This is a genomic window from Buttiauxella ferragutiae (assembly GCF_022637515.1).
GTDB classification, from domain to species: domain Bacteria; phylum Pseudomonadota; class Gammaproteobacteria; order Enterobacterales; family Enterobacteriaceae; genus Buttiauxella; species Buttiauxella ferragutiae.
On record NZ_CP093332.1, the window covers coordinates 5144114 to 5168232 of the forward strand.

The 24119-nt window shown below is 51.5% G+C and carries 16 protein-coding genes, 2 tRNA genes, 1 rRNA gene, 1 pseudogene and 1 riboswitch; of the genes and pseudogenes, 6 read left to right on the forward strand and 14 right to left on the reverse strand.

Annotation, left to right across the window (positions count from 1 at the left end; all coding sequences use genetic code 11):
* Window positions 1-202 precede the first annotated feature (202 nt).
* From MNO13_RS23655 to btuB, 5 genes are all read right to left on the reverse strand, one after another.
* Window positions 203-278 (reverse strand) — tRNA-Ala (locus tag MNO13_RS23655).
* 114 nt (window positions 279-392) lie between these two features.
* Window positions 393-469: transfer RNA gene (locus MNO13_RS23660), tRNA-Ile, on the reverse strand.
* Window positions 470-538: 69 nt separating this feature from the next.
* Window positions 539-2078, reverse strand: a 16S ribosomal RNA gene (locus MNO13_RS23665).
* A gap of 384 nt (window positions 2079-2462) precedes the next feature.
* Window positions 2463-3329 (reverse strand): glutamate racemase, encoded by an 867-nt coding sequence (murI, locus tag MNO13_RS23670; RefSeq protein ID WP_121814594.1) that lies wholly within the window; start codon window positions 3327-3329, stop codon window positions 2463-2465.
* The gene (gene btuB, locus MNO13_RS23675) at window positions 3274-5145 is read right to left on the reverse strand and encodes a TonB-dependent vitamin B12 receptor BtuB (RefSeq protein WP_241940098.1); all 1872 of its coding nucleotides are present in this window, start codon (window positions 5143-5145) and stop codon (window positions 3274-3276) included. The genes murI and btuB overlap by 56 nt, the downstream gene beginning before the upstream one ends.
* A gap of 69 nt (window positions 5146-5214) precedes the next feature.
* Window positions 5215-5405: riboswitch (cobalamin riboswitch) on the reverse strand.
* Between the two features lie 109 nt (window positions 5406-5514).
* On the opposite strand from btuB, the gene trmA reads away from it, so the two are divergent.
* The gene (trmA, locus tag MNO13_RS23680; RefSeq protein ID WP_241939371.1) at window positions 5515-6615 is read left to right on the forward strand and encodes a tRNA (uridine(54)-C5)-methyltransferase TrmA; all 1101 of its coding nucleotides are present in this window, start codon (window positions 5515-5517) and stop codon (window positions 6613-6615) included.
* Window positions 6616-6659: 44 nt separating this feature from the next.
* On the opposite strand, the gene MNO13_RS23685 is transcribed toward trmA, so the two are convergent.
* Window positions 6660-7016: a YijD family membrane protein gene (locus MNO13_RS23685; RefSeq protein ID WP_064541639.1), complete on the reverse strand. Its 357-nt coding sequence runs from the start codon at window positions 7014-7016 to the stop codon at window positions 6660-6662.
* A gap of 14 nt (window positions 7017-7030) precedes the next feature.
* The gene (gene fabR / locus MNO13_RS23690; RefSeq protein WP_074388501.1) at window positions 7031-7675 is read right to left on the reverse strand and encodes an HTH-type transcriptional repressor FabR; all 645 of its coding nucleotides are present in this window, start codon (window positions 7673-7675) and stop codon (window positions 7031-7033) included.
* A 193-nt stretch (window positions 7676-7868) separates the two neighbouring features.
* On the opposite strand from fabR, the gene sthA reads away from it, so the two are divergent.
* Window positions 7869-9269 (forward strand): Si-specific NAD(P)(+) transhydrogenase, encoded by a 1401-nt coding sequence (gene sthA, locus MNO13_RS23695; protein WP_064541645.1) that lies wholly within the window; start codon window positions 7869-7871, stop codon window positions 9267-9269.
* Here sthA and oxyR read toward each other — a convergent pair.
* From oxyR to argC, 5 genes are all read right to left on the reverse strand, one after another.
* Window positions 9243-10169 (reverse strand): DNA-binding transcriptional regulator OxyR, encoded by a 927-nt coding sequence (oxyR, locus tag MNO13_RS23700; RefSeq protein WP_241939372.1) that lies wholly within the window; start codon window positions 10167-10169, stop codon window positions 9243-9245. The two genes, sthA and oxyR, sit on opposite strands and share 27 nt — an antisense overlap.
* 267 nt (window positions 10170-10436) lie before the next feature.
* Complete coding sequence (gene argH / locus MNO13_RS23705) at window positions 10437-11810, reverse strand: argininosuccinate lyase (RefSeq protein ID WP_241939373.1); 1374 nt, start codon at window positions 11808-11810, stop codon at window positions 10437-10439.
* Window positions 11811-11967: 157 nt separating this feature from the next.
* Complete coding sequence (locus MNO13_RS23710; protein ID WP_064541654.1) at window positions 11968-13185, reverse strand: argininosuccinate synthase; 1218 nt, start codon at window positions 13183-13185, stop codon at window positions 11968-11970.
* A gap of 18 nt (window positions 13186-13203) precedes the next feature.
* Window positions 13204-13980, reverse strand: coding sequence for an acetylglutamate kinase (argB, locus tag MNO13_RS23715; protein ID WP_241939374.1), 777 nt, complete (start codon window positions 13978-13980; stop codon window positions 13204-13206).
* 12 nt (window positions 13981-13992) lie between these two features.
* Window positions 13993-14997 (reverse strand): N-acetyl-gamma-glutamyl-phosphate reductase, encoded by a 1005-nt coding sequence (argC, locus tag MNO13_RS23720; RefSeq protein WP_121814597.1) that lies wholly within the window; start codon window positions 14995-14997, stop codon window positions 13993-13995.
* A gap of 183 nt (window positions 14998-15180) precedes the next feature.
* On the opposite strand from argC, the gene argE reads away from it, so the two are divergent.
* The 4 genes and pseudogenes from argE (at window position 15181) to gldA (ending at window position 20551) form a co-directional block, all read left to right on the forward strand.
* A complete protein-coding gene (gene argE, locus MNO13_RS23725; protein WP_064541663.1) occupies window positions 15181-16332 on the forward strand; it encodes an acetylornithine deacetylase in 1152 nt (383 codons plus the stop codon).
* Window positions 16333-16570: 238 nt separating this feature from the next.
* On the forward strand, window positions 16571-19222 hold the full coding sequence (gene ppc, locus MNO13_RS23730) for a phosphoenolpyruvate carboxylase (RefSeq protein ID WP_064541666.1): 2652 nt from the start codon (window positions 16571-16573) through the stop codon (window positions 19220-19222).
* Window positions 19223-19312: 90 nt separating this feature from the next.
* Window positions 19313-19435: pseudogene (locus tag MNO13_RS23735) on the forward strand (fructose-6-phosphate aldolase); the annotation flags it as partial.
* Between the two features lie 12 nt (window positions 19436-19447).
* Window positions 19448-20551 carry a bifunctional L-1,2-propanediol dehydrogenase/glycerol dehydrogenase gene (gene gldA / locus MNO13_RS23740; RefSeq protein ID WP_064541670.1) on the forward strand — a complete coding sequence of 368 codons (1104 nt, stop codon included), beginning with the start codon at window positions 19448-19450 and terminating at the stop codon, window positions 20549-20551.
* Between the two features lie 53 nt (window positions 20552-20604).
* Here the strand turns inward: gldA and katG are convergent, their stop codons facing one another.
* Entirely contained in the window at window positions 20605-22785 is a 2181-nt protein-coding gene (katG, locus tag MNO13_RS23745; RefSeq protein WP_241939375.1) for a catalase/peroxidase HPI, read from the reverse strand.
* 250 nt (window positions 22786-23035) lie between these two features.
* Window positions 23036-23926 carry a methylenetetrahydrofolate reductase gene (metF, locus tag MNO13_RS23750; protein WP_064541676.1) on the reverse strand — a complete coding sequence of 297 codons (891 nt, stop codon included), beginning with the start codon at window positions 23924-23926 and terminating at the stop codon, window positions 23036-23038.
* Between the last annotated feature and the right edge of the window lie 193 nt (window positions 23927-24119).

The window sequence follows — 24119 nt, forward strand, 5'->3', positions numbered from 1 at the left end:
AACCCGAAGATGTCTCGTAAGACACAATCGATGTTGCGAAAATTTGAGAGACTCGAACACACCGCATTTTCCTTTCTTATTACGGAGAAAGGAAACAGTGTGTCGTTTCAATTTTCAGCTTGTTCCGGATTTTTAAAGAGCAAATACTTCTCAGCACACTGTTAAACAGTACACTTAGAAGTATTGGGTGAGCATGAAATGATGGTGGAGCTAAGCGGGATCGAACCGCTGACCTCCTGCGTGCAAGGCAGGCGCTCTCCCAGCTGAGCTATAGCCCCATCGATTTCGTAAAACCTTTTGATTTACCTTTAACTTCTCATCAGGCAAGGCGCGTCACCGCGAAGCATACTAAAGTATGTGAGCGGGGTCGCAACACAGCATGGAGAGAAGTTTGGTAGGCCTGAGTGGACTTGAACCACCGACCTCACCCTTATCAGGGGTGCGCTCTAACCACCTGAGCTACAAGCCTATAAGGTTTTACTGCTCGTTTTCTATCAGACAATCTGTGTGAGCACTACGCAAGTTCGTATCTATTAGGTAAGGAGGTGATCCAACCGCAGGTTCCCCTACGGTTACCTTGTTACGACTTCACCCCAGTCATGAATCACAAAGTGGTAAGCGCCCTCCCGAAGGTTAAGCTACCTACTTCTTTTGCAACCCACTCCCATGGTGTGACGGGCGGTGTGTACAAGGCCCGGGAACGTATTCACCGTAGCATTCTGATCTACGATTACTAGCGATTCCGACTTCACGGAGTCGAGTTGCAGACTCCGATCCGGACTACGACGCACTTTATGAGGTCCGCTTGCTCTCGCGAGGTCGCTTCTCTTTGTATGCGCCATTGTAGCACGTGTGTAGCCCTACTCGTAAGGGCCATGATGACTTGACGTCATCCCCACCTTCCTCCAGTTTATCACTGGCAGTCTCCTTTGAGTTCCCGGCCGAACCGCTGGCAACAAAGGATAAGGGTTGCGCTCGTTGCGGGACTTAACCCAACATTTCACAACACGAGCTGACGACAGCCATGCAGCACCTGTCTCAGAGTTCCCGAAGGCACTAAGGCATCTCTGCCGAATTCTCTGGATGTCAAGAGTAGGTAAGGTTCTTCGCGTTGCATCGAATTAAACCACATGCTCCACCGCTTGTGCGGGCCCCCGTCAATTCATTTGAGTTTTAACCTTGCGGCCGTACTCCCCAGGCGGTCGACTTAACGCGTTAGCTCCGGAAGCCACTCCTCAAGGGAACAACCTCCAAGTCGACATCGTTTACGGCGTGGACTACCAGGGTATCTAATCCTGTTTGCTCCCCACGCTTTCGCACCTGAGCGTCAGTCTTTGTCCAGGGGGCCGCCTTCGCCACCGGTATTCCTCCAGATCTCTACGCATTTCACCGCTACACCTGGAATTCTACCCCCCTCTACAAGACTCTAGCCTGCCAGTTTCGAATGCAGTTCCCAGGTTGAGCCCGGGGATTTCACATCCGACTTGACAGACCGCCTGCGTGCGCTTTACGCCCAGTAATTCCGATTAACGCTTGCACCCTCCGTATTACCGCGGCTGCTGGCACGGAGTTAGCCGGTGCTTCTTCTGCGAGTAACGTCAATCGCCAAGGTTATTAACCTTAACGCCTTCCTCCTCGCTGAAAGTACTTTACAACCCGAAGGCCTTCTTCATACACGCGGCATGGCTGCATCAGGCTTGCGCCCATTGTGCAATATTCCCCACTGCTGCCTCCCGTAGGAGTCTGGACCGTGTCTCAGTTCCAGTGTGGCTGGTCATCCTCTCAGACCAGCTAGGGATCGTCGCCTAGGTGAGCCATTACCTCACCTACTAGCTAATCCCATCTGGGCACATCTGATGGCAAGAGGCCCGAAGGTCCCCCTCTTTGGTCCGAAGACGTTATGCGGTATTAGCTACCGTTTCCAGTAGTTATCCCCCTCCATCAGGCAGTTTCCCAGACATTACTCACCCGTCCGCCGCTCGTCACCCAGGAGCAAGCTCCCTGTGCTACCGCTCGACTTGCATGTGTTAGGCCTGCCGCCAGCGTTCAATCTGAGCCATGATCAAACTCTTCAATTAAAAGCTTGATTTGCTTCAACTCGTGAAGCGGTGCTCAAAAATTAACTTTCGTAATAATTCAACTAAATGAATTACTGCTTGGTCACTCTTCAAGACTTGATATTTTTTTGATACCCGAAGGTATCTGAGATATCAATCCTGCGAGTGCCCACACAGATTGTCTGATAAATTGTTAAAGAGCAGTGAGTCAGGCGCTTTCGCTTGCTAACTCGAGGTGGCGTATATTACGCTTTCCTCTTTCAGAGTCAAGCGTTTATTTTCGCTTTTCATCTGGCTGACGGGCCGGTTTGTAAGCCGTTGTGCCGTGTCAGTGGAGGCGCAGTATAGGGATTTTCTGGAGGCTGACAACCCCTATTTTCAATTTTTATTTCAACCGTCGATTTTTTATTCAAAATTGCTACGAACAGCCAGTTTTTCTAGTCTTGGGAAGCCATAACGCTGCAAAACGGGTGTTAATTGTGCAATCTCAGGAGTCAGCCCCATACAGAATGCAATATTCTCATCAGAAGATACTGCATGCGGAGATTCATGCTCTAAAAGCCATACAGTACGGCGAGCAATCGCAGCACCGGAATCTATCAGCCTTGTGCCTTCGGGTAAGACTTGTAGCAACTCTTCTTCTAATAGAGGGAAATGGGTGCAACCTAATACCACGGTATCTGGCGGCTCCTTCATTCGCAGCCATGGACGAAGAATCTTGCGTAGTTCCTCAAGATCTACAGGCTGACCATGCAGCTTGGCTTCCGCTAATTCCACCAGCTCTGCCGAACCGAGCATTTCGATTTTGCATTCCGACGCAAAGCGTGCGACCAGTTCGTGAGTATAGGGGCGGCGAACAGTGCCGCGAGTCGCCAGCAAACCTACAACGCCGTTAGTCGTCAAACGCGCTGCCGGCTTAATAGCAGGAACGACGCCCACCACAGGGAATGCGAATTTCTCACGCAGAGCGGGAAGTGAGACGGTACTTGCCGTATTACAGGCGATGATGGCGAGTGCGAGTGGGTAGCGTTCCTGAACCGCAGTAACAATTTCAACTACGCGTTCAACAATGAACTCTTCGCTTTTCTCGCCGTAGGGGAATGCTACGTTGTCGAAAGCATAAATGTAGTGCAGGTCAGGCAAAAGCTGCCGGACTTCATCATACACAGAAAGCCCACCGACACCGGAGTCAAAAACCAGTACGGTGGGACGTGTATTAGAAGGTATAGCTGCCAGAGAGATAGTATTCCCGTCCTGGGGTTTGATAGCCATAAACCGTCTCGTAATCTTTATCGAACAGGTTGGCGATTCTACCACGAACAGTGAGATGAGAGGTGACCGGATATGAAGCCGCTACATCAACTGTGCTATAACTCGGCAAAATTTGCTGAGTCGGGTTATAAGCAGAGGTGTTGTTGTCGTAGCGTTTGCCGTAATACTGCCACGCTACATCCATATTCACGTTAAACATCACCCAGTCGAGCTGGTACTTAGCCTGGCGCTTAGCGCGGCGAGCCAGCACTTCATCACTCTGGTCATCACGCGGATCCATATACTGCAACGTTAGCTTATGAGTAAAGATGCCAGTATCCACGCTACCGACCCATTCCAGTCCTTTGATAGTCGCAGATTTGATGTTGTCATAAGACCCGTCATAAGTGACCGGATCGGAGTAGTAGGTAATCAGATTTTCAATCATGTAGTGATAAGCAGACAAACGCCAGTCCACAGGACCGGTTAATCCTTCAAGCCCAGCTTCCCATTGCTTGGATTCTTCTGGTTTCAGATTTGGATTGGAGTCGATGCCAAAGCGCGTGGAGCCATATTGTTGCCCGAGGGAAGGTGCAAGGAAACCCGTGCCATAAGAAACTGTCGCACGATACCCTTCAACGAATTCCCATCCAGCCGCGGTTTGCCATGTACCGTGCCAACCGAATTGCTCGTCGTGGTCTTCACGACCTGAAGCTTCCAGGGTCACATCGCCAAACTGCTGCTGACCACTCAAGTAGACGCCCGTGTTATCACGGTTATAACTGTCAGACATGACTGTGTCAGAAGAAGTCAGACGCTGTTGCTGCCAGTCAATACCTGCGCTGATCGAGCCATTCCCGACAACAAAGTTGTTACCCCACTGGACGTTGCGTTGGGTCATATAGTCGAGCGTCGTACCGTCGTTATAGCGGCCATACACGCTGCTATAGTTATAGTCCTTCACTTTTTGATAGCTCGCCAACAGCTGCGAAGAGTAAATCCCGGAATGGAAACGCAGGCCCGCATCGTAGTTCTGGTTATAGAGTTGATGCTCGTCTGCGCTATACGCCGGAGTATAAGGAGGCGCACCTAAATCGTAATCGCTGTTGTTGGAATAGCCATAAGTACGGAAGAAGCCGTCAAACTCCTCGCTAAACTTATGCTCCAGGCCAGCCCAATAGCTTTTGCTACGGTAACCATCTCTATCGTTATCACCGCTATAAGTAGAATGCGGCTGAACGTTAAAACCCTTAGTGGTTTCGTATGAGCCAGACACTGTCGCTACCGTATCGCCAAAACGCTGGCGCCAGGTACCGTCATATTGCTGATAGCTATCCGAACCCACACCCGCATTGATTTGCGACTTTTCTTCATCGCTCTGCGTGATGATGTTAACCACGCCGCCAATCGCGCCAGAACCGTAAACCGCGGAACGTGGGCCACGAATGTATTCCACGCGCTGCACTAAAGAAATCGGGATTTGGCTAACATCCGAGGAGTTGGAAATGCCAGGGCGGGCAAGCGGAATACCATCCACCAGCACCAATACATGGCTGGCGCTGGTGCCACGGACAGACATTGAAGAACTCTGCCCAAGACCACCATACTGAGCAATATCGACGCCAGGTAAACGACGCATGACATCGTTCATCGATTTTGCCTGCCATTGGTCGATCTCTTCCCGGGTCACAATATCAGTTGGCGCCAGAACGGTATTGACGGGTTGCTGAAAACGGTTGGCCGTTACCACCAGAGTATCGTCAGAATTGCTGTCTTGCGCCCAGCCTGAAAAAGCCGTTACGGACAGAGCCGTAAGCAGCGAAAGTTTTTTTACCATCATTTTAATAAGCATCCGCTTTCCAATAAGGATGCCGCAGACATAACCGATAGCACGCGATAGTTATGCAGATTGCGACGTATACCGGCAGGTCTTCGGGCTTGGAGGTGTGTGACTACTGGATGATGACTTCCCGCTTTGTTTAGCAGTGTCTGCACTTGGCGCTCATCCCACCGTTCCTTACCGCTGCGCGTCAGCCCCAGAGTTGCACTGGGTTCCCTTTTAACTCATGTAAAAAGGCCGGAAGCGCTATGCTACGATTTTGTTAATAAGATTGTCCAGACACATCAAAATGCAACAGCACTGGACATCATCAACCTATTCCCTACAATCGCCGCGTAGTTTGACTTTATTAACAGGTAGCAGCTCATGACTCCCGAACATCTCCCAATTGAACAGTACGACGCGCAACTGGCCGAAAAAGTCGCCCGCTTGCAAAGCATGATGGTCCCTTTTGCAGCACCAGCGCCGGAGGTGTTCCGTTCGCCAACCAGCCACTATCGGATGCGTGCTGAATTTCGTATCTGGCATGATGAAGACGACCTGTACCACATCATGTTTGAAAGCCAGACCAAACAACGTATTCGGGTCAACAGCTTCCCGGCAGCTAGTTCGCTGATCAATGCATTGATGCCTGCGATGCTCGACGGTGTACGTGACATCCCAGCCCTGCGCCACAAACTCTTCCAGATTGATTATCTGACGACGATGAGCAACCAGGCGGTTGTCTCGATGCTTTACCACCGGAAATTGGGTGAAGAGTGGCAGCAACACGCTGAAGCACTGCGCGACAATCTGCGGGCTCAGGGTTTCAATGTTCATTTAATTGGCCGTGCGACCAAAACCAAAATCGAGCTGGATCAGGATTTCATCGATGAGCGTTTGACTGTTGCCGGTAAAGAGATGATTTATCGCCAGGTGGAAAACAGTTTCACGCAACCCAACGCGGCGATGAATGTTCATATGCTGGAATGGGCGCTGGATGCCACGCACGGTTCAAAAGGCGATCTGCTGGAACTGTATTGCGGTAACGGTAACTTCTCGCTGGCACTGGCGCGTAACTTTAATCGCGTGCTGGCAACTGAAATCGCCAAGCCGTCTGTTGCTGCCGCGCAATACAATATTGAAGCGAATGAAATTGAAAACGTGCAAATCATTCGTATGGCCGCGGAAGATTTTACCCAGGCGATGAATGGCGTGCGCGAGTTTAACCGCCTGAAAGGTATCGACCTGAAAAGCTACCAGTGCGAAACCATTTTCGTCGATCCACCGCGCAGCGGCCTGGATGCTGACACCGTGAAGATGGTGCAGGCGTATCCGCGCATCCTTTATATCTCTTGCAACCCGCAAACCCTTTGCGAGAACCTGGAAACATTAAGCGAAACCCATAACGTGTCACGGCTGGCGCTATTTGACCAATTCCCGTACACGCACCATATGGAATGCGGTGTGTGGCTAACACGCAAATAGCAAAACGGACGCCTCGGCGTCCGTTTTTGTTTTAGAGCAGGCTGCTATTCCGTCACCTGGGATTTACGAGCGCGGATTTTAATACCAATCCAGAACAACAATGCGACCGAAAGTACCGCTGGCAAGAAGTTGGAGCCAATAGCTGGATATTCAGCGCGTACCACTGCGCTATACAGCAACACGCCCAACACGAAACAAGCCGCTGCGATACTTGGCAAACCCACCGGCATCGTGCGGTTTTGGTAGCGTTGATGCAAACAGTACACCGTCAGCACCAGCGCGATAATTGGAAAAATGGAAAACGGCACAACCGAGCTGAACACTGCGGCAAACGTTCCGTTGATCGCAAGGCCTGCAATAAACGCTAACCCGAGCGTACCTCTATCTTGTAACTGTTTCATTGCCCTTCCTTCATTCACTCTTCAGATATTTGAGCCAATGCCATTTTTTCTTGCTCCCGGCGATACCAGTAATACGCACCTTTGGAAATCATGCGCAACTGAAGTACCAGACGCTCTTCAAGCTGACGACGCTGATCGGCATCGACGTCTAACGCTTCGGCACCAGCACTAAAAACAATCGTCACCATCGCTTCTGCCTGCGCTTCAGTAAAGCTGCGCGACATACGATTTTCGAGTTCCAGATAATCAGCAAGTTCCGCAATAAAGTGCTGAATTTCACGCGCGACGGCGGCACGAAATGCGGCTGACGTTCCAGAACGCTCACGTAAAAGCAAACGGAACGCGTTGGGATTATTACCGATAAATTCCATAAATGTTGAGACGGAGGTACGAATTACGCTTCCTCCTTTGGCAATTCTTTGGCGGGCCTGGCGCATTAACTGGCGCAGCATCAGTCCACTCTCGTCGACCATTGTCAGCCCAAGCTCATCAACGTCACGGAAATGGCGATAAAACGATGTTGGCGCAATACCAGCCTCACGAGCGACCTCGCGCAAACTCAGGCTGGCAAAACTTCGTTCAGCACTTAACTGGCTAAACGCGGCTTCTACCAGAGAACGCCTGGTTTTTTCTTTTTGTTGCGCTCTTACACCCATCATGTTGCCTGAATCCCTTAAATCGAGCCCGCACTATACCAGAGAATAACTTAACTGCTTTTATACAGGATTGTGAATGATTGTTTACGCGACCCTCCTCGCGTTACGCAGTAAAAAGCACAACGACAATTGGGTTATCCCGGCGTTGATGTTACCATCGTGTTGCTTTTATGTATAAGAACAGGTAAGCCTTACCATGTCACACACCTACGATTATGACGCAATAGTAATTGGTTCCGGTCCTGGCGGCGAAGGCGCTGCAATGGGGCTGGTGAAACTTGGAGCAAGGGTAGCTGTCGTCGAGCGCTACCATAATGTGGGTGGCGGTTGTACCCACTGGGGAACCATCCCCTCGAAAGCTCTCCGCCACGCCGTCAGCCGCATTATCGAATTTAATCAAAACCCTTTATACAGCGACCACACCCATCTTCTCCGTTCTTCCTTCGCCGACATTCTTAATCACGCCGACAGCGTTATTAACCAACAAACTCGCATGCGCCAGAGCTTCTACGAGCGCAACCGCTGCGAGATGCTGCAGGGCGATGCACGTTTTGTAGATGAACACACCATCTCGCTGGAATGCCACGATGGCTCGGTAGAAATGATCACCGCCGATAAATTTATTATCGCCTGTGGTTCACGCCCTTATCGTCCACCAGAAGTCGATTTCAGCCACCCACGCGTGTACGACAGCGATTCCATTCTTAACCTGCACCACGAACCACGCCACGTCATTATTTATGGTGCTGGGGTAATTGGTTGCGAGTATGCGTCGATTTTCCGTGGCATGAACGTTAAGGTTGATTTGATTAACACCCGCGATCGCCTGCTGGCGTTTCTCGATCAAGAGATGTCCGATTCGCTCTCTTATCACTTCTGGAATAGCGGTGTCGTTATTCGCCACAACGAAGAGTTCGAGAAAATCGAAGGTGTGGAAGATGGTGTAATTGTCTCGTTGAAATCAGGCAAAAAAGTGAAAGCTGACTGCCTGCTTTATGCCAACGGACGCACCGGTAATACCGATTCATTGTCACTGGAAAATGTCGGGCTGGAAGCGGATGGCCGTGGTCTGTTGAAGGTCAACAGCATGTACCAGACTGCACAGCCGCATATTTATGCCGTGGGCGATGTGATTGGTTATCCAAGCCTGGCATCTGCGGCCTACGATCAGGGGCGAATTGCCGCGCAAGCGATGGTCAAAGGCGAAGCAACTGCTCATCTGATTGAAGATATTCCGACCGGTATTTATACCATTCCGGAAATCAGCTCCGTCGGCAAAACCGAACAGCAATTGACCTCGATGAAAGTGCCGTACGAAGTAGGACGGGCTCAGTTCAAGCACCTGGCTCGTGCACAAATTGTTGGCATGAACGTGGGTACGCTAAAAATTCTCTTCCATCGCGAGACAAAAGAGATTTTAGGTATTCACTGCTTCGGTGAGCGCGCGGCTGAAATTATTCACATCGGCCAGGCGATTATGGAGCAGAAAGGTGGCGGCAACACGATTGAGTACTTTGTTAACACCACCTTCAACTACCCGACCATGGCGGAAGCCTATCGGGTTGCGGCACTAAACGGCTTGAACCGCTTGTTTTAACGCTGGCTCAAAATGGCCATCCATGTGTGTACGGATGGCCTCTGCGAGTTGCTCATAGCGACCACGCAGCGGAGAACCCGGACGATAAACCAGGCCGATAGTCCGGCGCGGTTCTGGTTTATAACATGGCAGATAGACGACACCATCACGGCAACGCTCATTCGGCACGGCCAGCGCAGGTAATAATGTAATTCCACTGCCTGCCGCAACCATGTTACGCAGCGTTTCAAGGCTAGTTGCACGGAAATGCGTATCTTCGTCTGCACCCGCTTCAAAACAGAAACCCAGCGCCTGATCGCGCAGGCAATGCCCGTCTTCCAGCATCAGCAGCTTTTCACCCGCTAAATCAGACAACGGGACGCGATCGCGATCGGCCCATGGGTGATCCTGATAAATCGCCAGCATCATCGGCTCGTCGAATAACGGTACTTCAATAAACGCTTCGCTCTCTTTCACCAAAGCCAGAATCGCACAATCAAGCTTGCCGCTATCAAGCTGCGCAAGCAGTTGATGGGTTTGCGCTTCGTGAAGATACATTTCTAGTTTGGGGAAAGTTTTATGCAGCATCGGGATAATCTGCGGCAGCAGATAAGGCCCAACGGTTGGGATCAAACCAATGTGTAGCGGCCCGGACATCGCTTCGCCTTGTTGGCTCGCCATCTCTTTCAGGACTTTAACTTCGCGCAGCACAGTACGCGCCTGATCCACCAGCAGTAAACCTGCCTGAGTGAACAATACTTTTCGGCTAGTGCGCTCAAGCAACATTACGCCGAGCTCATCTTCAAGTTTACGAATCTGGCCGCTCAGCGTTGGCTGACTGACGTGGCAGGCATCCGCTGCCCGGCGAAAGTGACGATGTTCAGATAACGCCACCAGGTATTCAAGATCACGAATATTCATTCTCTATCCTCCGGCGCCATGATAGACCATGGCGATAGAAATCATAGCAACGAACGATTATCCCTATCAACCATTGATGTTCAATAATAGCCATCAACAGCACAAACCATCTACGACTCTGGAATGTGTTGTGAGAACTCAGTTCTCCGAATGACCTACTGAAGCCAACGTGAATCATTTAGCGGACATTATGTCCGCTCTTTTTTTATCCCTTATAAACAAACAAGCCCGGCACAAGGCCAGGCTCTTCTTATCTTGCAGATAACGTTAAACCAGACGCTGTTTCGCGTCGACAATCGCCTGTGCTACCTGTTTCGGAGACACGCCGCCTTTGGCTGAACGTTTATCCAGGCAAGATTGCAAAGACAGAATCGGGTAAACATCGTCACCAATCGTCGCACTGAATTTTTGCAAATCGGCGAGCGACAAAGCTTCCAGCGCCTTGCCCTGACGAATCGCTTCCACTACGGCCTCACCCACAATGTGGTGCGCTTCACGGAAAGGAACCCCTTTCGCGACCAGGTAATCAGCCAGTTCAGTTGCGTTGGCATAACCCTGCTCGGCAGCTTCTTTACAACGTGGGCGCTTCACCTGAATGCCATCCAGAACCAACACGGACATATGCAGGCAATCGAGCCAGGTATCAAGCGCGTCAAACAAGCCCTCTTTGTCTTCCTGCATGTCTTTGTTGTACGCCAGCGGCAGACCTTTCAGGGTCATCATCATGCCAGTCAGCGCACCCTGCACACGGCCACATTTGCCACGAATAAGCTCCAGCGCATCTGGGTTTTTCTTCTGCGGCATCAGGGAAGAACCTGATGTCACGCGGTCAGATAACTCAACAAAGCCCGCTTCACCTGTGTTGAAGAAAATCAGGTCTTCAGCAAAACGCGATAAGTGAACCATGCCGATAGACGCGTCAGAAAGCAGTTCCAGGACGTGGTCACGATCGGACACGCTATCGAGGCTGTTACGGGTGGCCGAGGTAAAACCTAACCAGCCCGCCAGTTGATCACGGTCGATTTCATAAGCCGTGCCTGCCAGTGCGCCGCTACCCAAAGGGCTAACGTCCAGGCGTTCGAGCGTGCTCTGTAAACGGCTTTCGTCACGCGCCAGCATTTCAACATAAGCCAGGCACCAGTGCGCAAACGTCACTGGCTGCGCACGTTGCAAGTGCGTGTAACCCGGCATCACGGCATCTTGATTGTTTTCAGCGGTTTCAATCAGCGCCTGTTGCAATTGGCGAGTCGCCCCCAGCAATTCGCTGATTTGCATTTTGCACCACAGTTTAAGGTCGGTGGCGACCTGGTCATTACGGCTACGGCCCGTGTGGAGTTTCTTGCCCAACGCACCAACTTTATCGATGAGCTTCCCTTCCACCCAGCTATGAATATCTTCCGCATCGCTCTCAAGAATGGCTTGCGGATTCGCCTGCACTTCTTCAAGCAGGAAATTAAGCGCTTGCTCAAGCTCCTGTTGTTCAGCAACGGTCAGAACACCAACGGTAACCAGCGCTTTGGACCAGGCAACAGAACCGACAATGTCTTGCTCAGCCAGTCGGTAGTCAAAACGTAATGAGTCATTGAACGATTTGAACCGCTGATCTGCTGCCTGAGTAAAACGTCCACCCCAAAGTGCCATATTGATGCTCCATTAAATTCTTTTGTTCCCTTCTCTGAATGAGAAGAGTTAAACCATTCTGATCCCCTCTCCTAAGGGAGAGGGTTAGGGTGAGGGGAAATTTTGACTACAGACGCCCTCACCCCGGCCCTCTCCCCCAGGAGAGGGAGGCTATTGATTACTTCTTCAGTTCGTTCAGTGCACGAATACGTGACGACAGCGAGAACAGACGGATAAAGCCGCCCGCGTGGCTATGGTCATACACTTCGTCTTCACCAAAGGTCGCGAACTCTTCGCTGTACAGGCTGTCAGGAGATTTTTTCTGCGTCGCGGTAACCTGGCCTTTATACAGCTCCAGCACCACTTCGCCGTTCACTTCTGCTGCCAGCGATTCAGCTGATGCCTGCAAAGATTTACGCAACGGCGCGAACCAACGGCCATCGTAAACCACGTAAGACATTTCCAGGCCCAGTTGCTCACGCCATTTGAAGCTATCGCGATCCAGAACCAACTGCTCAACACCACGCAGTGCCGCCATCATAATGGTGCCTCCTGGGGTTTCGTAGCAGCCACGGGATTTAATCCCCACCAGACGGTTTTCTACGATATCGATACGGCCAATGCCGTGTTTAGAGCCAATCTTATTCAGCGTTTCCAGGCACTGATAAGGCGTCATGGTTTCGCCGTTAACCGCAACCACTTTGCCTTGCTTAACAGTAACCGTCACTTGCTCTGCCTGGTCTGGCGCTTCTTTAGGGTCAACAGTCCACACCCAGCAATCTTTGTTTGGTGCATTCCATGGGCTTTCCAGCACGCCGCCTTCAGTCGAGATGTGCCATGCGTTTTCATCACGGCTGTAGATTTTCTCAAGTGACGCGGTGGTCGGAATATCACGCTCTTTCAGGTAATCCAGCAACGCTTCACGGGAACGCAGATCCCACTCACGCCATGGTGCAACCACTTTCAGATGTGGAGCCAGTGCAGCCCAGGTGGATTCGAAACGGACCTGGTCGTTACCTTTGCCGGTCGCACCGTGGCACAGCGCATCGGCGCCCACTTTAGTGGCGACATCAACCAGTGCTTTCGCAATCAGCGGACGCGCCATAGACGTACCCAGCAGGTAGCTGCCTTCGTACAGTGCGCCAGTCTGCAATACTGGATAGACGTAATCGCTGATGAATTCTTCACGCGCATCAACGACATAACACTCAGTTGCGCCAGAGCGCAGTGCTTTTTGCTCAACACCTTTCAGGTCTTCACGATCCTGGCCGATATCCACCACACAAGCGACCACTTCACAGCCGCCGTAGTTTTCTTTCAGCCATGGAATGATGGCTGAAGTATCAAGGCCGCCAGAATAAGCGAGAACGATTTTTTTGATGCCGTGATTTTGCATTGTCTTATCCTTTCAAAACTAAGCCAGAATACGGGTGCCAATGGCCACGCCGTTAAATAAAGAAGGTAACTGCTCCGCGTGACGCCATGACGCAATATCCACCGGGCGACCCAGCGTACGTGCTGCATCCAGCGCCGCGTTAACCTTAACAATCATGCCGTCGGTAATAATGCCTTGAGCGATCAACTGCTCGGCTTTTGCCGCCGTCATTTCCGCAATACGTTGCCCTTTGCCATCCAGAATACCGCTGACGTCTGACAGCAGAATGAGATCCGCGCCGAGCGTGGCAGCCAGTGCCGTAGCGGCCTGATCGGCATTGACGTTCATCAGCTCGCCTTCAGCGGTAACGCCAATAGAGCTAACAATCGGCAGGAAACCGGAATCCAGCAGCGTGGTAATCAGCTTAGCTGAACCTGGCTTTGCAAGGCCGACATGGCCCAATGCTTCATCGAGTTTGGTCACCGTGACGCTGTCGCCATCGCCGAGGCAAAGACCGACACCATTGATGTCATGTTTTTTGGCCCACGCCAACAACGTTTTGTTCGCCGTACCCGCCAGCGCACCGGTAATAATGTCAATCTGGTCAGCAGGCGTAACACGTAGGCCGTTTTTCTTGGTCACCGGTAAGGAGAGCTTTTTCATCAGCTCATCAACCACACAGCCACCACCGTGAACAATTACCAGCGGACGTTGATGGGCCTGACGATAGTTCACCAGCGCGGTAAACAAGCGCCCCAGCGCTTCTTCGCTATCCAGCAGTACGCCGCCTAATTTGATAATTAATGGATTCATCATTCACCCAGCCGATTAAATAAGAGACTGCGTTTCGGCAAAGCCAAAACGAATATTCAGGCACTGCACAGCCTGGGCCGACGCGCCTTTCAGAAGGTTATCTTCGGTCGCGACGACAATCAGATGCTCGCCCTGCACTGCGAAACCAATATCGCAGAACGGCAGGCCAACCACGTTTTTCAGTGCTGGCACGCCTTTGTCATACAGGCGCACTAACGGTTTATCTTGATAAGCCTGATTAAACACCTCGGCGACTTGCTGCTGGGTCACCCCGGCTTTCAGGCGGCAAGTAATGGTCGCCAAAATCCCGCGCGGGAAATTGCCCAAGTGTGGAGTGAAAATCACTGGAGTCCCGAGATGCGTGACAATTTCTGGATGATGGCGATGATTAAAAATGCCATACGGTTGCAGGCTCACTTCGCAGAAACTGTTAGAGATCGCCGCTTTGCGCCCTGCACCGCTCACACCGCTGGTTGCGTTAATCACCGGCCACTGGTTTAAATCCAGCAAACCCGCTTCAATCAGAGGTTTTAACGCCAGTTGGGAGGCCGTTGGATAGCAGCCTGGCACAGAAATTAAACTGGTTTCTTTTATTCTGTCGCTCTGCCATTCCGCGAGGCCATAAACCGCCTGCTCCAGCAATTCAGGGTGCTGATGCGTAAAGCCGTAATAGAGTTGATAAAACTTAGCATCGTTGACGCGGAATGCACCGGACAAGTCAATGACAACGCAGCCTTTCGCAAGAAACTGCGGTGCCAGGTCATGGCTGACTTCATGGGCTGTGGCAAGAAAAACAACATCCACACCATCGGTAAATTCGCTGATATCCGACATTGGCAGTAACGGCATGTCCACGATACCTTTTAATTGCGGATGCAAATCAGATATCAATTTTCCTGCGTCATTACTTTGCGCTGAAACCGTCAAAGCGGTTATGTTCATATGAGGATGGCGATTCAAATAGGTCACAAGCTCTGCGCCTGCATAACCGCTGGCACCAACAATCAGCGTATTCAACATCTCGGCTGTACACCTTCTTAGGTTGTGTCTGCTAAAGGTGTCAGCTGAAAGCCATCACCCAACGTACAACGACGTGGTTCAATCCACCGGAACCAGGGGTTCCATCGCGGCAGGTAATAATGTATTTTTATTCAATATTACTGCATGATTATGTATACCAACCTGAGCTAAGGCCTGTCAACAGTGAAGATGAAATTACCTCCTTTTATCGAGATTTACCGCGCATTGATCGCCACCCCTTCCATCAGCGCTACCGACAGTGCGTTGGATCAGAGCAATCAGTCTTTAATCAATTTGCTGGCGGGCTGGTTCCGCGATCTTGGCTTTAATGTCGAAATACAACCCGTACCAGGTACACGTAATAAATTCAATATGCTGGCGAGCACCGGTACCGGTGCCGGTGGGTTGTTGCTGGCGGGTCACACGGATACCGTTCCGTTCGACGATGGCCGCTGGACACGCGATCCGTTCACGCTGACCGAACATGAAAATAAACTGTACGGCCTCGGCACTGCCGATATGAAAGGTTTCTTCGCCTTTATTCTCGATGCGCTGCGCGATGTGGATGTGACGACGCTTAAAAAGCCGCTCTATATTCTGGCGACCGCCGATGAAGAAACGACTATGGCGGGCGCACGCTATTTCTCTGAAAACACCAGCATACGCCCGGACTGCGCCATTATTGGTGAGCCGACTTCGTTGCAGCCAGTGCGCGCCCACAAAGGCCATATCTCTAACGCGATTCGCATTCTAGGCCAGTCCGGTCACTCCAGCGATCCCGCTCGGGGCGTGAACGCTATCGAACTGATGCACGACGCAATCGGCCACATCATGTCGCTGAAAAACACGCTGAAAGAGCGTTATCACCACGATGCCTTCACCGTGCCGTATCCAACGCTAAACCTCGGCCATATCAGCGGTGGCGATGCCGCCAACCGTATTTGTGCCTGTTGTGAACTGCATATGGATATTCGCCCGCTTCCGGGCCTTACGTTAAATGATCTTAACGGTTTGCTTAACGAAGCGCTGGAACCGGTAAGCCAGAAATGGCCAGGCCGCCTGACAGTTTCTGAACTTCACCCGCCGATTCCGGGCTATGAGTGCGCCAAAGACCACCAGCTAGTACAAGTGGTCGAAAAATTATTGGGCGCGCAAACAGAAGTGGTGAACTACTGCACCGAAGCGCCATTTATTCAGACCATTTGCCCGACGCTGGTTCTGGGGCCAGGTTCTATAAACCAGGCACACCAGCCGGACGAATACCTCGAAACACGGTTTATCGAGCCAACTCGCAAACTCATTACACAGGTTGTGCATCATTTTTGCTGGCATTGAAAAATAGCGATTCAGGGGGTTTTGCCCCCTTTTTCGGCTGCTTTTTAGCGGATCCTCATAAGAAACGCTTATCCACGAAGTTAGTAATTAAATTTCATGAATTAGCGCCATTTATTCGTTTGCTGAAACGATTTCGTAGCAATTGACGAATGATAACTTACGTGGCTTTATAAAGACGGTGTTGAACCTTCACGGGTGAAATTAAGTTACATAAAAAGATGGGGTGTGTGGGACTACAATGAACGAACAATATTCCGCTTTGCGAAGTAATGTCAGTATGCTCGGCAAGTTGCTCGGGGATACCATCAAAGATGCATTAGGTGAAAACATCCTTGACCGGGTAGAAACAATCCGTAAGTTGTCGAAATCGTCACGAGCGGGCAATGAAGCGAACCGTCAAGAGTTGCTCACCACGTTACAGAACCTGTCTAATGACGAACTACTCCCTGTAGCCCGTGCATTCAGCCAGTTCCTGAACCTGGCCAACACCGCCGAGCAATATCACAGTATTTCCGCTAATGGCGAAGCCGCCAGCAATCCCGAAGTTATCGCTAAGACACTCCAAAAATTAAAAAATCAGCCGGATATTAGCGAAGATGCCGTTCGTGATGCTGTTGAATCGCTGTCATTAGAATTAGTTCTGACCGCACACCCAACCGAAATCACCCGCCGCACCCTGATTCACAAGCTGGTTGAAGTAAACAGCTGCCTGAAACAACTCGACCATAGCGACATTGCCGATTACGAACGTAACCAGATTATGCGCCGTCTGCGCCAACTGGTGGCACAGGCCTGGCACACCGATGAAATCCGTAAATACCGCCCGTCCCCTGTAGATGAAGCGAAATGGGGTTTTGCGGTAGTTGAAAACAGCCTGTGGGAAGGGGTTCCTAACTACCTGCGCGAACTGAACGAGCAACTCGAAGACAATCTGAATTACAAACTGCCGGTCGATTTCGTCCCGGTACGATTCACCTCCTGGATGGGCGGCGACCGCGACGGCAACCCGAACGTGACCGCCGATATTACCCGCCACGTGCTGTTGCTCAGCCGCTGGAAAGCCACCGACCTGTTCCTGCGCGATATTCAGGTGCTGATTTCTGAGCTTTCGATGGTGGAATGCACGCCTGAACTGAGCGAACTTGCAGGCCCGGACGCCGCACAAGAGCCGTACCGTTGCATCATGAAAGGTATTCGTCAGCAATTAATGGTGACTCAAGCCTGGCTGGAAGCACGCCTGAAAGGCCAGCATCTGCCAAAACCAGAAGGTTTACTGACGCAAAACGAACAGCTTTGGGATCCGCTCTACGCGTGTTACCAGTCGCTACAAGCTTGCGGTATGGGCATTATCGCTAACGGTCAGTTACTCGACACCTTGCGCCGCGTGAAATGCTTCGGCGTTCCGTTGGTGCGCATTGATGTCCGCCAGGAAAGTACTCGCCATACCGAAGCGCTGGGCGAGATGACTCGCTACCTGGGCATTGGTGATTACGAAAGCTGGTCCGAGGCGGACAAACAAGCCTTCTTGATCCGTGAATTGAACTCTAAGCGTCCACTTTTGCCGCGCCAGTGGGAACCGAGCGAAGAAACTCGCGAAGTGCTGGATACCTGCAAAGTCATTGCCGAAGCTCCACGTGGTTCAATCGCGGCTTACGTGATTTCGATGGCAAAAACGCCGTCGGACGTGCTGGCGGTTCACCTGTTACTCAAAGAAGCGGGCTGCACTTTCGCGCTGCCTGTGGCTCCACTGTTCGAAACCCTCGACGACCTGAACAACGCCGACGACGTAATGACTCAGTTGCTGAATATCGACTGGTATCGCGGCTTTATTCAGGGCAAACAGATGGTCATGATTGGCTATTCTGACTCGGCAAAAGACGCAGGCGTGATGGCGGCATCCTGGGCGCAGTATCAGGCACAAGATGCGCTGATCAAAACCTGCGAGAAAGCCGGAATTACCCTGACGCTGTTCCACGGACGCGGCGGTTCTATTGGTCGTGGCGGTGCGCCAGCGCATGCAGCTCTGCTTTCTCAACCTCCGGGCAGCCTGAAAGGCGGCCTGCGCGTGACTGAACAAGGCGAGATGATTCGCTTCAAATACGGTCTGCCGGAAATCACTATCAGCAGCCTGTCGCTCTACACCAGTGCGATTCTTGAAGCTAACCTGCTGCCGCCGCCAGAGCCGAAGAAAGAGTGGAAACATATCATGGAGGATCTGTCTGCGACCTCCTGTGATATGTATCGTGGGTATATCCGCGAAAACGAAGACTTCGTGCCGTATTTCCGTTCAGCAACACCAGAGCTGGAACTAGGTAAACTGCCGCTGGGTTCACGCCCTGCGAAACGTAAACCTAACGGTGGCGTTGAGTCTCTGCGAGCCATTCCGTGGATTTTCGCCTGGACGCAGAACCGTCTGATGCTTCCAGCCTGGTTGGGCGCGGGTGCCGCGTTACAAAAAGTTGTCGAAGATGGCAAACAAGATGTGCTGGAAACGATGTGCCGCGACTGGCCATTCTTCTCGACACGCCTTGGGATGCTGGAAATGGTATTTGCCAAAGCTGACTTGTGGTTGGCGGAATACTACGACCAACGTCTGGTGAAACCGGAACTGTGGAAGCTAGGTAAACAGCTACGCGACCAACTGGAAGCGGATATCAAAGTGGTGCTGGATATCGCCAACGATTCCCATCTGATGGCCGACTTGCCGTGGATCGCCGAATCTATCCAGTTACGTAACATCTACACCGATCCGTTGAACGTATTGCAGGCTGAATTGCTGCACCGTTCTCGTCAACTGGAAGAGAAAGGTGAGGAACCAAATGCGCAGGTAGAACAGGCGCTGATGGTGACCATTGCCGGTGTTGCGGCAGGTATGCGTAACACGGGTTAAGCCCGAAATCAGGCAGTTTTCAAACCCCGCGCAAGCGGGGTTTTTGTTTTTACCCCTATGCGGTGCCACCCACGATATTAACTGCCAGTCTGCGAAACGATCACCCTGCCGTTAGATGTAGCTCAACAAATACTCAACACCCCTACGGTAGAGTCAGTAGTAGTGAAGTTCGGGCAAGACTCGACTCACGGACTTGACCCTATCCACTTATAAGGGAAATAAAGTATGGATCGCATCATTCAATCACCGAGTAAATACATCCAGGGTGCCGATGTCATTACAAGACTAGGAGAATATCTGAGCCCACTGGCCGAACGTTGGCTGGTCGTGGGTGATAAATTTGTATTAGGTTTTGCGCAGGAAGCATTAAGCAAAAGCATGAAGGATGCCGGATTAGCGCTAGAAGTCGCGCCATTTGGCGGTGAATGTTCGCAAAATGAAATAAATCGTTTACGCGCCGTGGCAGAAAAAATGCAGTGCAGTGCAATACTGGGTATCGGTGGCGGAAAAACGCTCGATACCGCAAAAGCACTGGCGCACTTTATAGATGTTCCGGTCGCGATAGCTCCGACCATTGCCTCCACAGACGCTCCATGTAGCGCCCTTTCCGTTATTTATACCGATACCGGCGAATTCGACCGTTATCTGCTGCTCCCCAACAACCCAGAAATGGTTATTGTCGACACTAAAATCGTCGCCGGTGCGCCAGCTCGTTTACTGGCTGCAGGGATTGGTGATGCTCTGGCGACCTGGTTTGAAGCCCGCGCCTGTTCCCGCAGCGGTGCCACGACTATGGCGGGTGGCCGTTGCACTCATGCCGCGCTTGCTCTGGCAGAATTGTGCTACAACACACTGCTCGAAGAGGGTGAAAAAGCGATGCTTGCAGCAGAGCAGCATGTTGTTACGCCAGCACTGGAACGCGTCATCGAAGCCAACACCTATTTGAGCGGCGTCGGTTTTGAAAGCGGCGGCCTCGCGGCGGCTCATGCAATTCATAACGGTTTGACCGCAATTCCAGATGCGCATCATTTCTATCATGGCGAAAAAGTGGCTTTCGGTACGCTGACCCAGTTAGTGCTGGAAAACGCCTCGCAAGAAGAGTTCGAAACCGTTGCCGCACTGTGTCACTCGGTGGGTTTACCGCTCACGCTGGCACAGCTGGATATCAAAACTGAAGTTGCAGAAAAAATGCGCATTGTTGCGAGAGCTGCCTGTGCAGAAGGCGAAACTATCCACAATATGCCTGGCGGTGTGACAGTTGATCAAGCCATTGCCGCGCTGTTAGTTGCTGACCAGTACGGTCAGCGCCTGTTAGAAGCCTGGGAATAATACCCATAAAAAATCCCCGCACTTACGCGGGGATTTTCATGTCAGATAGCAGATTATTGCAGGTCAAAGCGATCCAGATTCATCACTTTCACCCAGGCTGCAACAAAGTCTTTCACAAACTTCTCTTTAGCATCGCCACTGGCATACACTTCCGCCAGCGCACGCAGAACCGCATTGGAACCAAAGACCAGGTCTGCACGAGTCGCCAGATGTTTCACCTCACCCGACTGACGATCGCGGCCTTCAAACAACTCAGAAGAGTCATCGGTCGCTTTCCATTCGGTGCGCATATCCAGCAGGTTGACAAAGAAATCGTTACTGAGCACGCCAAGACGATCGGTGAATACACCTTGTTTACCGCCATCAAAATTCGCACCCAGCGCACGCAAACCACCTACCAGCACGGTGAGTTCTGGTGCGGTCAGCGTCAGTTGCTGTGCTTTATCAATCAGCAGGGATTCTGTTGTCGCCGCATCCACGCGAGCACGGTAGTTACGGAACCCGTCTGCCGCTGGCTCAAGCAGGTTGAACATCTCGATATCGGTCTGATCCTGGCTGGCGTCCACACGACCCGGAATAAACGGAACACGTACGCTGATGCCAGCCGCTTCCGCTGCCTGCTCAACACCCACCACACCGGCCAGTACAATGATATCGGCCAAAGATACTTTACCAGAGGCTTTCTGAATCGCTTCCAGCGCTGGCAGAGCACGCGCTGCCGTCGCATTCACATCCCAGCTACGCTGAGGTGCCAGTGCCAGGCGCGCACCATTAGCACCGCCACGTTTATCGCCGCCACGGAAAGTAGAGGCCGATGCCCAGGCGACAGACACCAGTTCACTCACTGACAAACCGGAACGGGCAATTTCTGCTTTCAGGTGGTCGATATCTGCTGGTGTTGGGCTGAATGTCGCTTTCGGCAACGGATCCTGCCAAATCAGTTCTTCTCTTGGCACTTCCGGGCCGATATAACGCGCTACTGGCCCCATATCGCGGTGAGTCAGCTTGAACCATGCGCGGGCAAAGGCTTCATTGAATGCCTGAGGATCATTAAGGAAACGACGTGAAATTTTCTCGAATTCAGGGTCAAAACGCAGCGTCAGGTCGGTAACCAACATTGTTGGCTTACGTTTTTTCGAGGGATCAAAAGGATCAGGAATGATTTCTGGCGCATTTACAGCTTCAAACTGAATGGCACCAGCCGGGCTGCGCGTCTGTACCCATTCAAATTTGAACAGGTTCTCGAAGAAGTAGTTACTCCACTGCGTTGGCGTTTGTGACCAGACGACTTCCAGGCCAGAAGTAATCGCATCAGCACCTGCGCCTGAGCCGTGGCTGCTCGTCCAGCCTAAACCCTGCGCTTCAATTGGCGCGGCTTCCGGATCGACTCCTACATGGGTTGCTTCCGCCGCACCGTGGGTTTTACCCAGCGTATGACCACCCGCGATAAGCGCGACAGTCTCTTCGTCGTTCATCCCCATATTGCCAAAAGTCGCACGAATGGCAGCGGCCGCGGAGAGCGGTTCACCACTGGCATTTGGCCCTTCCGGGTTAACATAAATCAGCCCCATTTCGGTCGCGGCCAATGGGCGTTTGGCGAGCGCTTCAGGATCACGATGCTCAAGCCAGGCTTTTTCATTACCCCAGTTCACATCAAGGTCTGGCTCCCAAACGTCTTCACGTCCAGCGCCAAAACCGAAGGTACGGAAACCGGAGTTTTCCAGCGCCACGTTCCCCGCTAGCACATAAAGATCGGCCCAGGATATTTTCTGACCATATTTCTGTTTGATAGGCCACAGCAGGCGACGGGCTTTATCAAGGCTAACGTTATCCGGCCAGGAATTAAGAGGAGCAAAACGCTGCTGACCACGGCCTGCGCCACCACGACCATCGACTGAGCGATAGGTGCCAGCACCATGCCAGGCCATACGAATGAACAGCCCGGCATAGCTGCCCCAATCAGCAGGCCACCATGGCTGAGAATCGGTTAACAGGGCTTTGAGGTCGCCTTTCAGAGCAGAATAATCAAGTTTGCTGAATTCTTTGCGGTAGTCAAAATCTTCGCCCAGGGGGTTTGAACGGTTAGAGTGCTGATTGAGGAGGTCAACACGGAGTTGTTTTGGCCACCAGTCACGAGTGCTTGTACCCGCTCCTGCGCTTACATCCTGACTGCCCTGATGAAACGGGCACTTTCCTGCTGACAACGTATTATGATCGTTTTCGTTCGTGCTCATCTTCCTGCTCCCTTTCACTGTTGTAGTACCAGGATATACATCTCTGCAGATAAGTTATAGATGAAAAAAACTACAGATTTGATAGTTATTACCTTCTGACCAGAGGCAAGGTAGCAAAAGTTTTTTTAACAAAACGTCGACAACCCCATAAACTTTCAAAATTAAGAATTAAAAGTTCGAAGGAAATCAGGAGAATGGATGTGAGTTTACTGCGGAGAAAGTCATGGCCCTTGCGGGCCATTTTCTTCAATCAGATAGTCGGGCGAACACCCAGCGTGTGGCAAATTGCGTAACTCATCTCTGCGCGGTTTAGCGTATAGAAGTGGAAGTCTTTCACGCCTTCACGGCTGAGAATTTTCACCATATCCATCGCAATATTAGCACCGACCATTTTGCGAGTTTCCGCGTCGTCATCCAGGCCTTCAAACATTTGCGCCATCCAGTGCGGAACGCGCACATTGGTCATGGTGGCAAATTTGTGTGCCTGCTTGTAGTTACTGACCGGCAGAATACCCGGCACGATTTCAACGTCGATACCCGCAGCGGCGCAGCGGTCGCGGAAGCGCAGATAACTTTCTACATCGAAGAAGAACTGAGTAATAGCGCGGTTTGCACCGGCATCAATCTTGCGCTTCAGGTTGATAAGATCAGCCTGCGCACTTTTCGCTTCAGGATGAACTTCCGGGTAAGCTGCGACAGAAATATCAAAGTCACCGACATCTTTAAGTAACGTCACCAGGTCAGAAGCGTACATATCCGGTTTGCCGCCGCCTGGCGGTAAATCACCGCGCAGAGCCACGATATGACGGATACCGTTATTCCAGTAATCCTGCGCGATAGCACGCAGTTCATCGCGCGTTGCATCAATACAAGTCAGGTGCGGTGCCGCTTCCAGACCGGTGCGGTCTTTAATGCCTTTGATGATGCTATGCGTGCGGTCACGTTCGCCCGAGTTTGCGCCGTAAGTCACGGAGACAAATTTTGGCTTCAGGCTGCTGAGTCGATCAATTGAGCTCCACAGGGTTTGTTCCATTTCACTGGTGCGCGGCGGGAAAAATTCAAAGGAAACGTTAATTTGCCCGGCGACTTCGGCCAGACTCTGATTCAGTGCTTCCCGCTGGTTGGCGTGAAAAAAGCTCATACCCTTACCTCATTAATCGCATTTTATTATGTGATGTTGTGTTTTGTTGCTATCCAGACGTTTAGACGTCCAGATAGCAAGATGAAGGAAAAGCGTGACGTCGTCAACAGAAAATTCAACACAAGAAATGAGGATTTCTCACTCAAGTTGAAATTTATTCATGTTCGAGGGGGAGGATGAAAAAAGGCCAGCT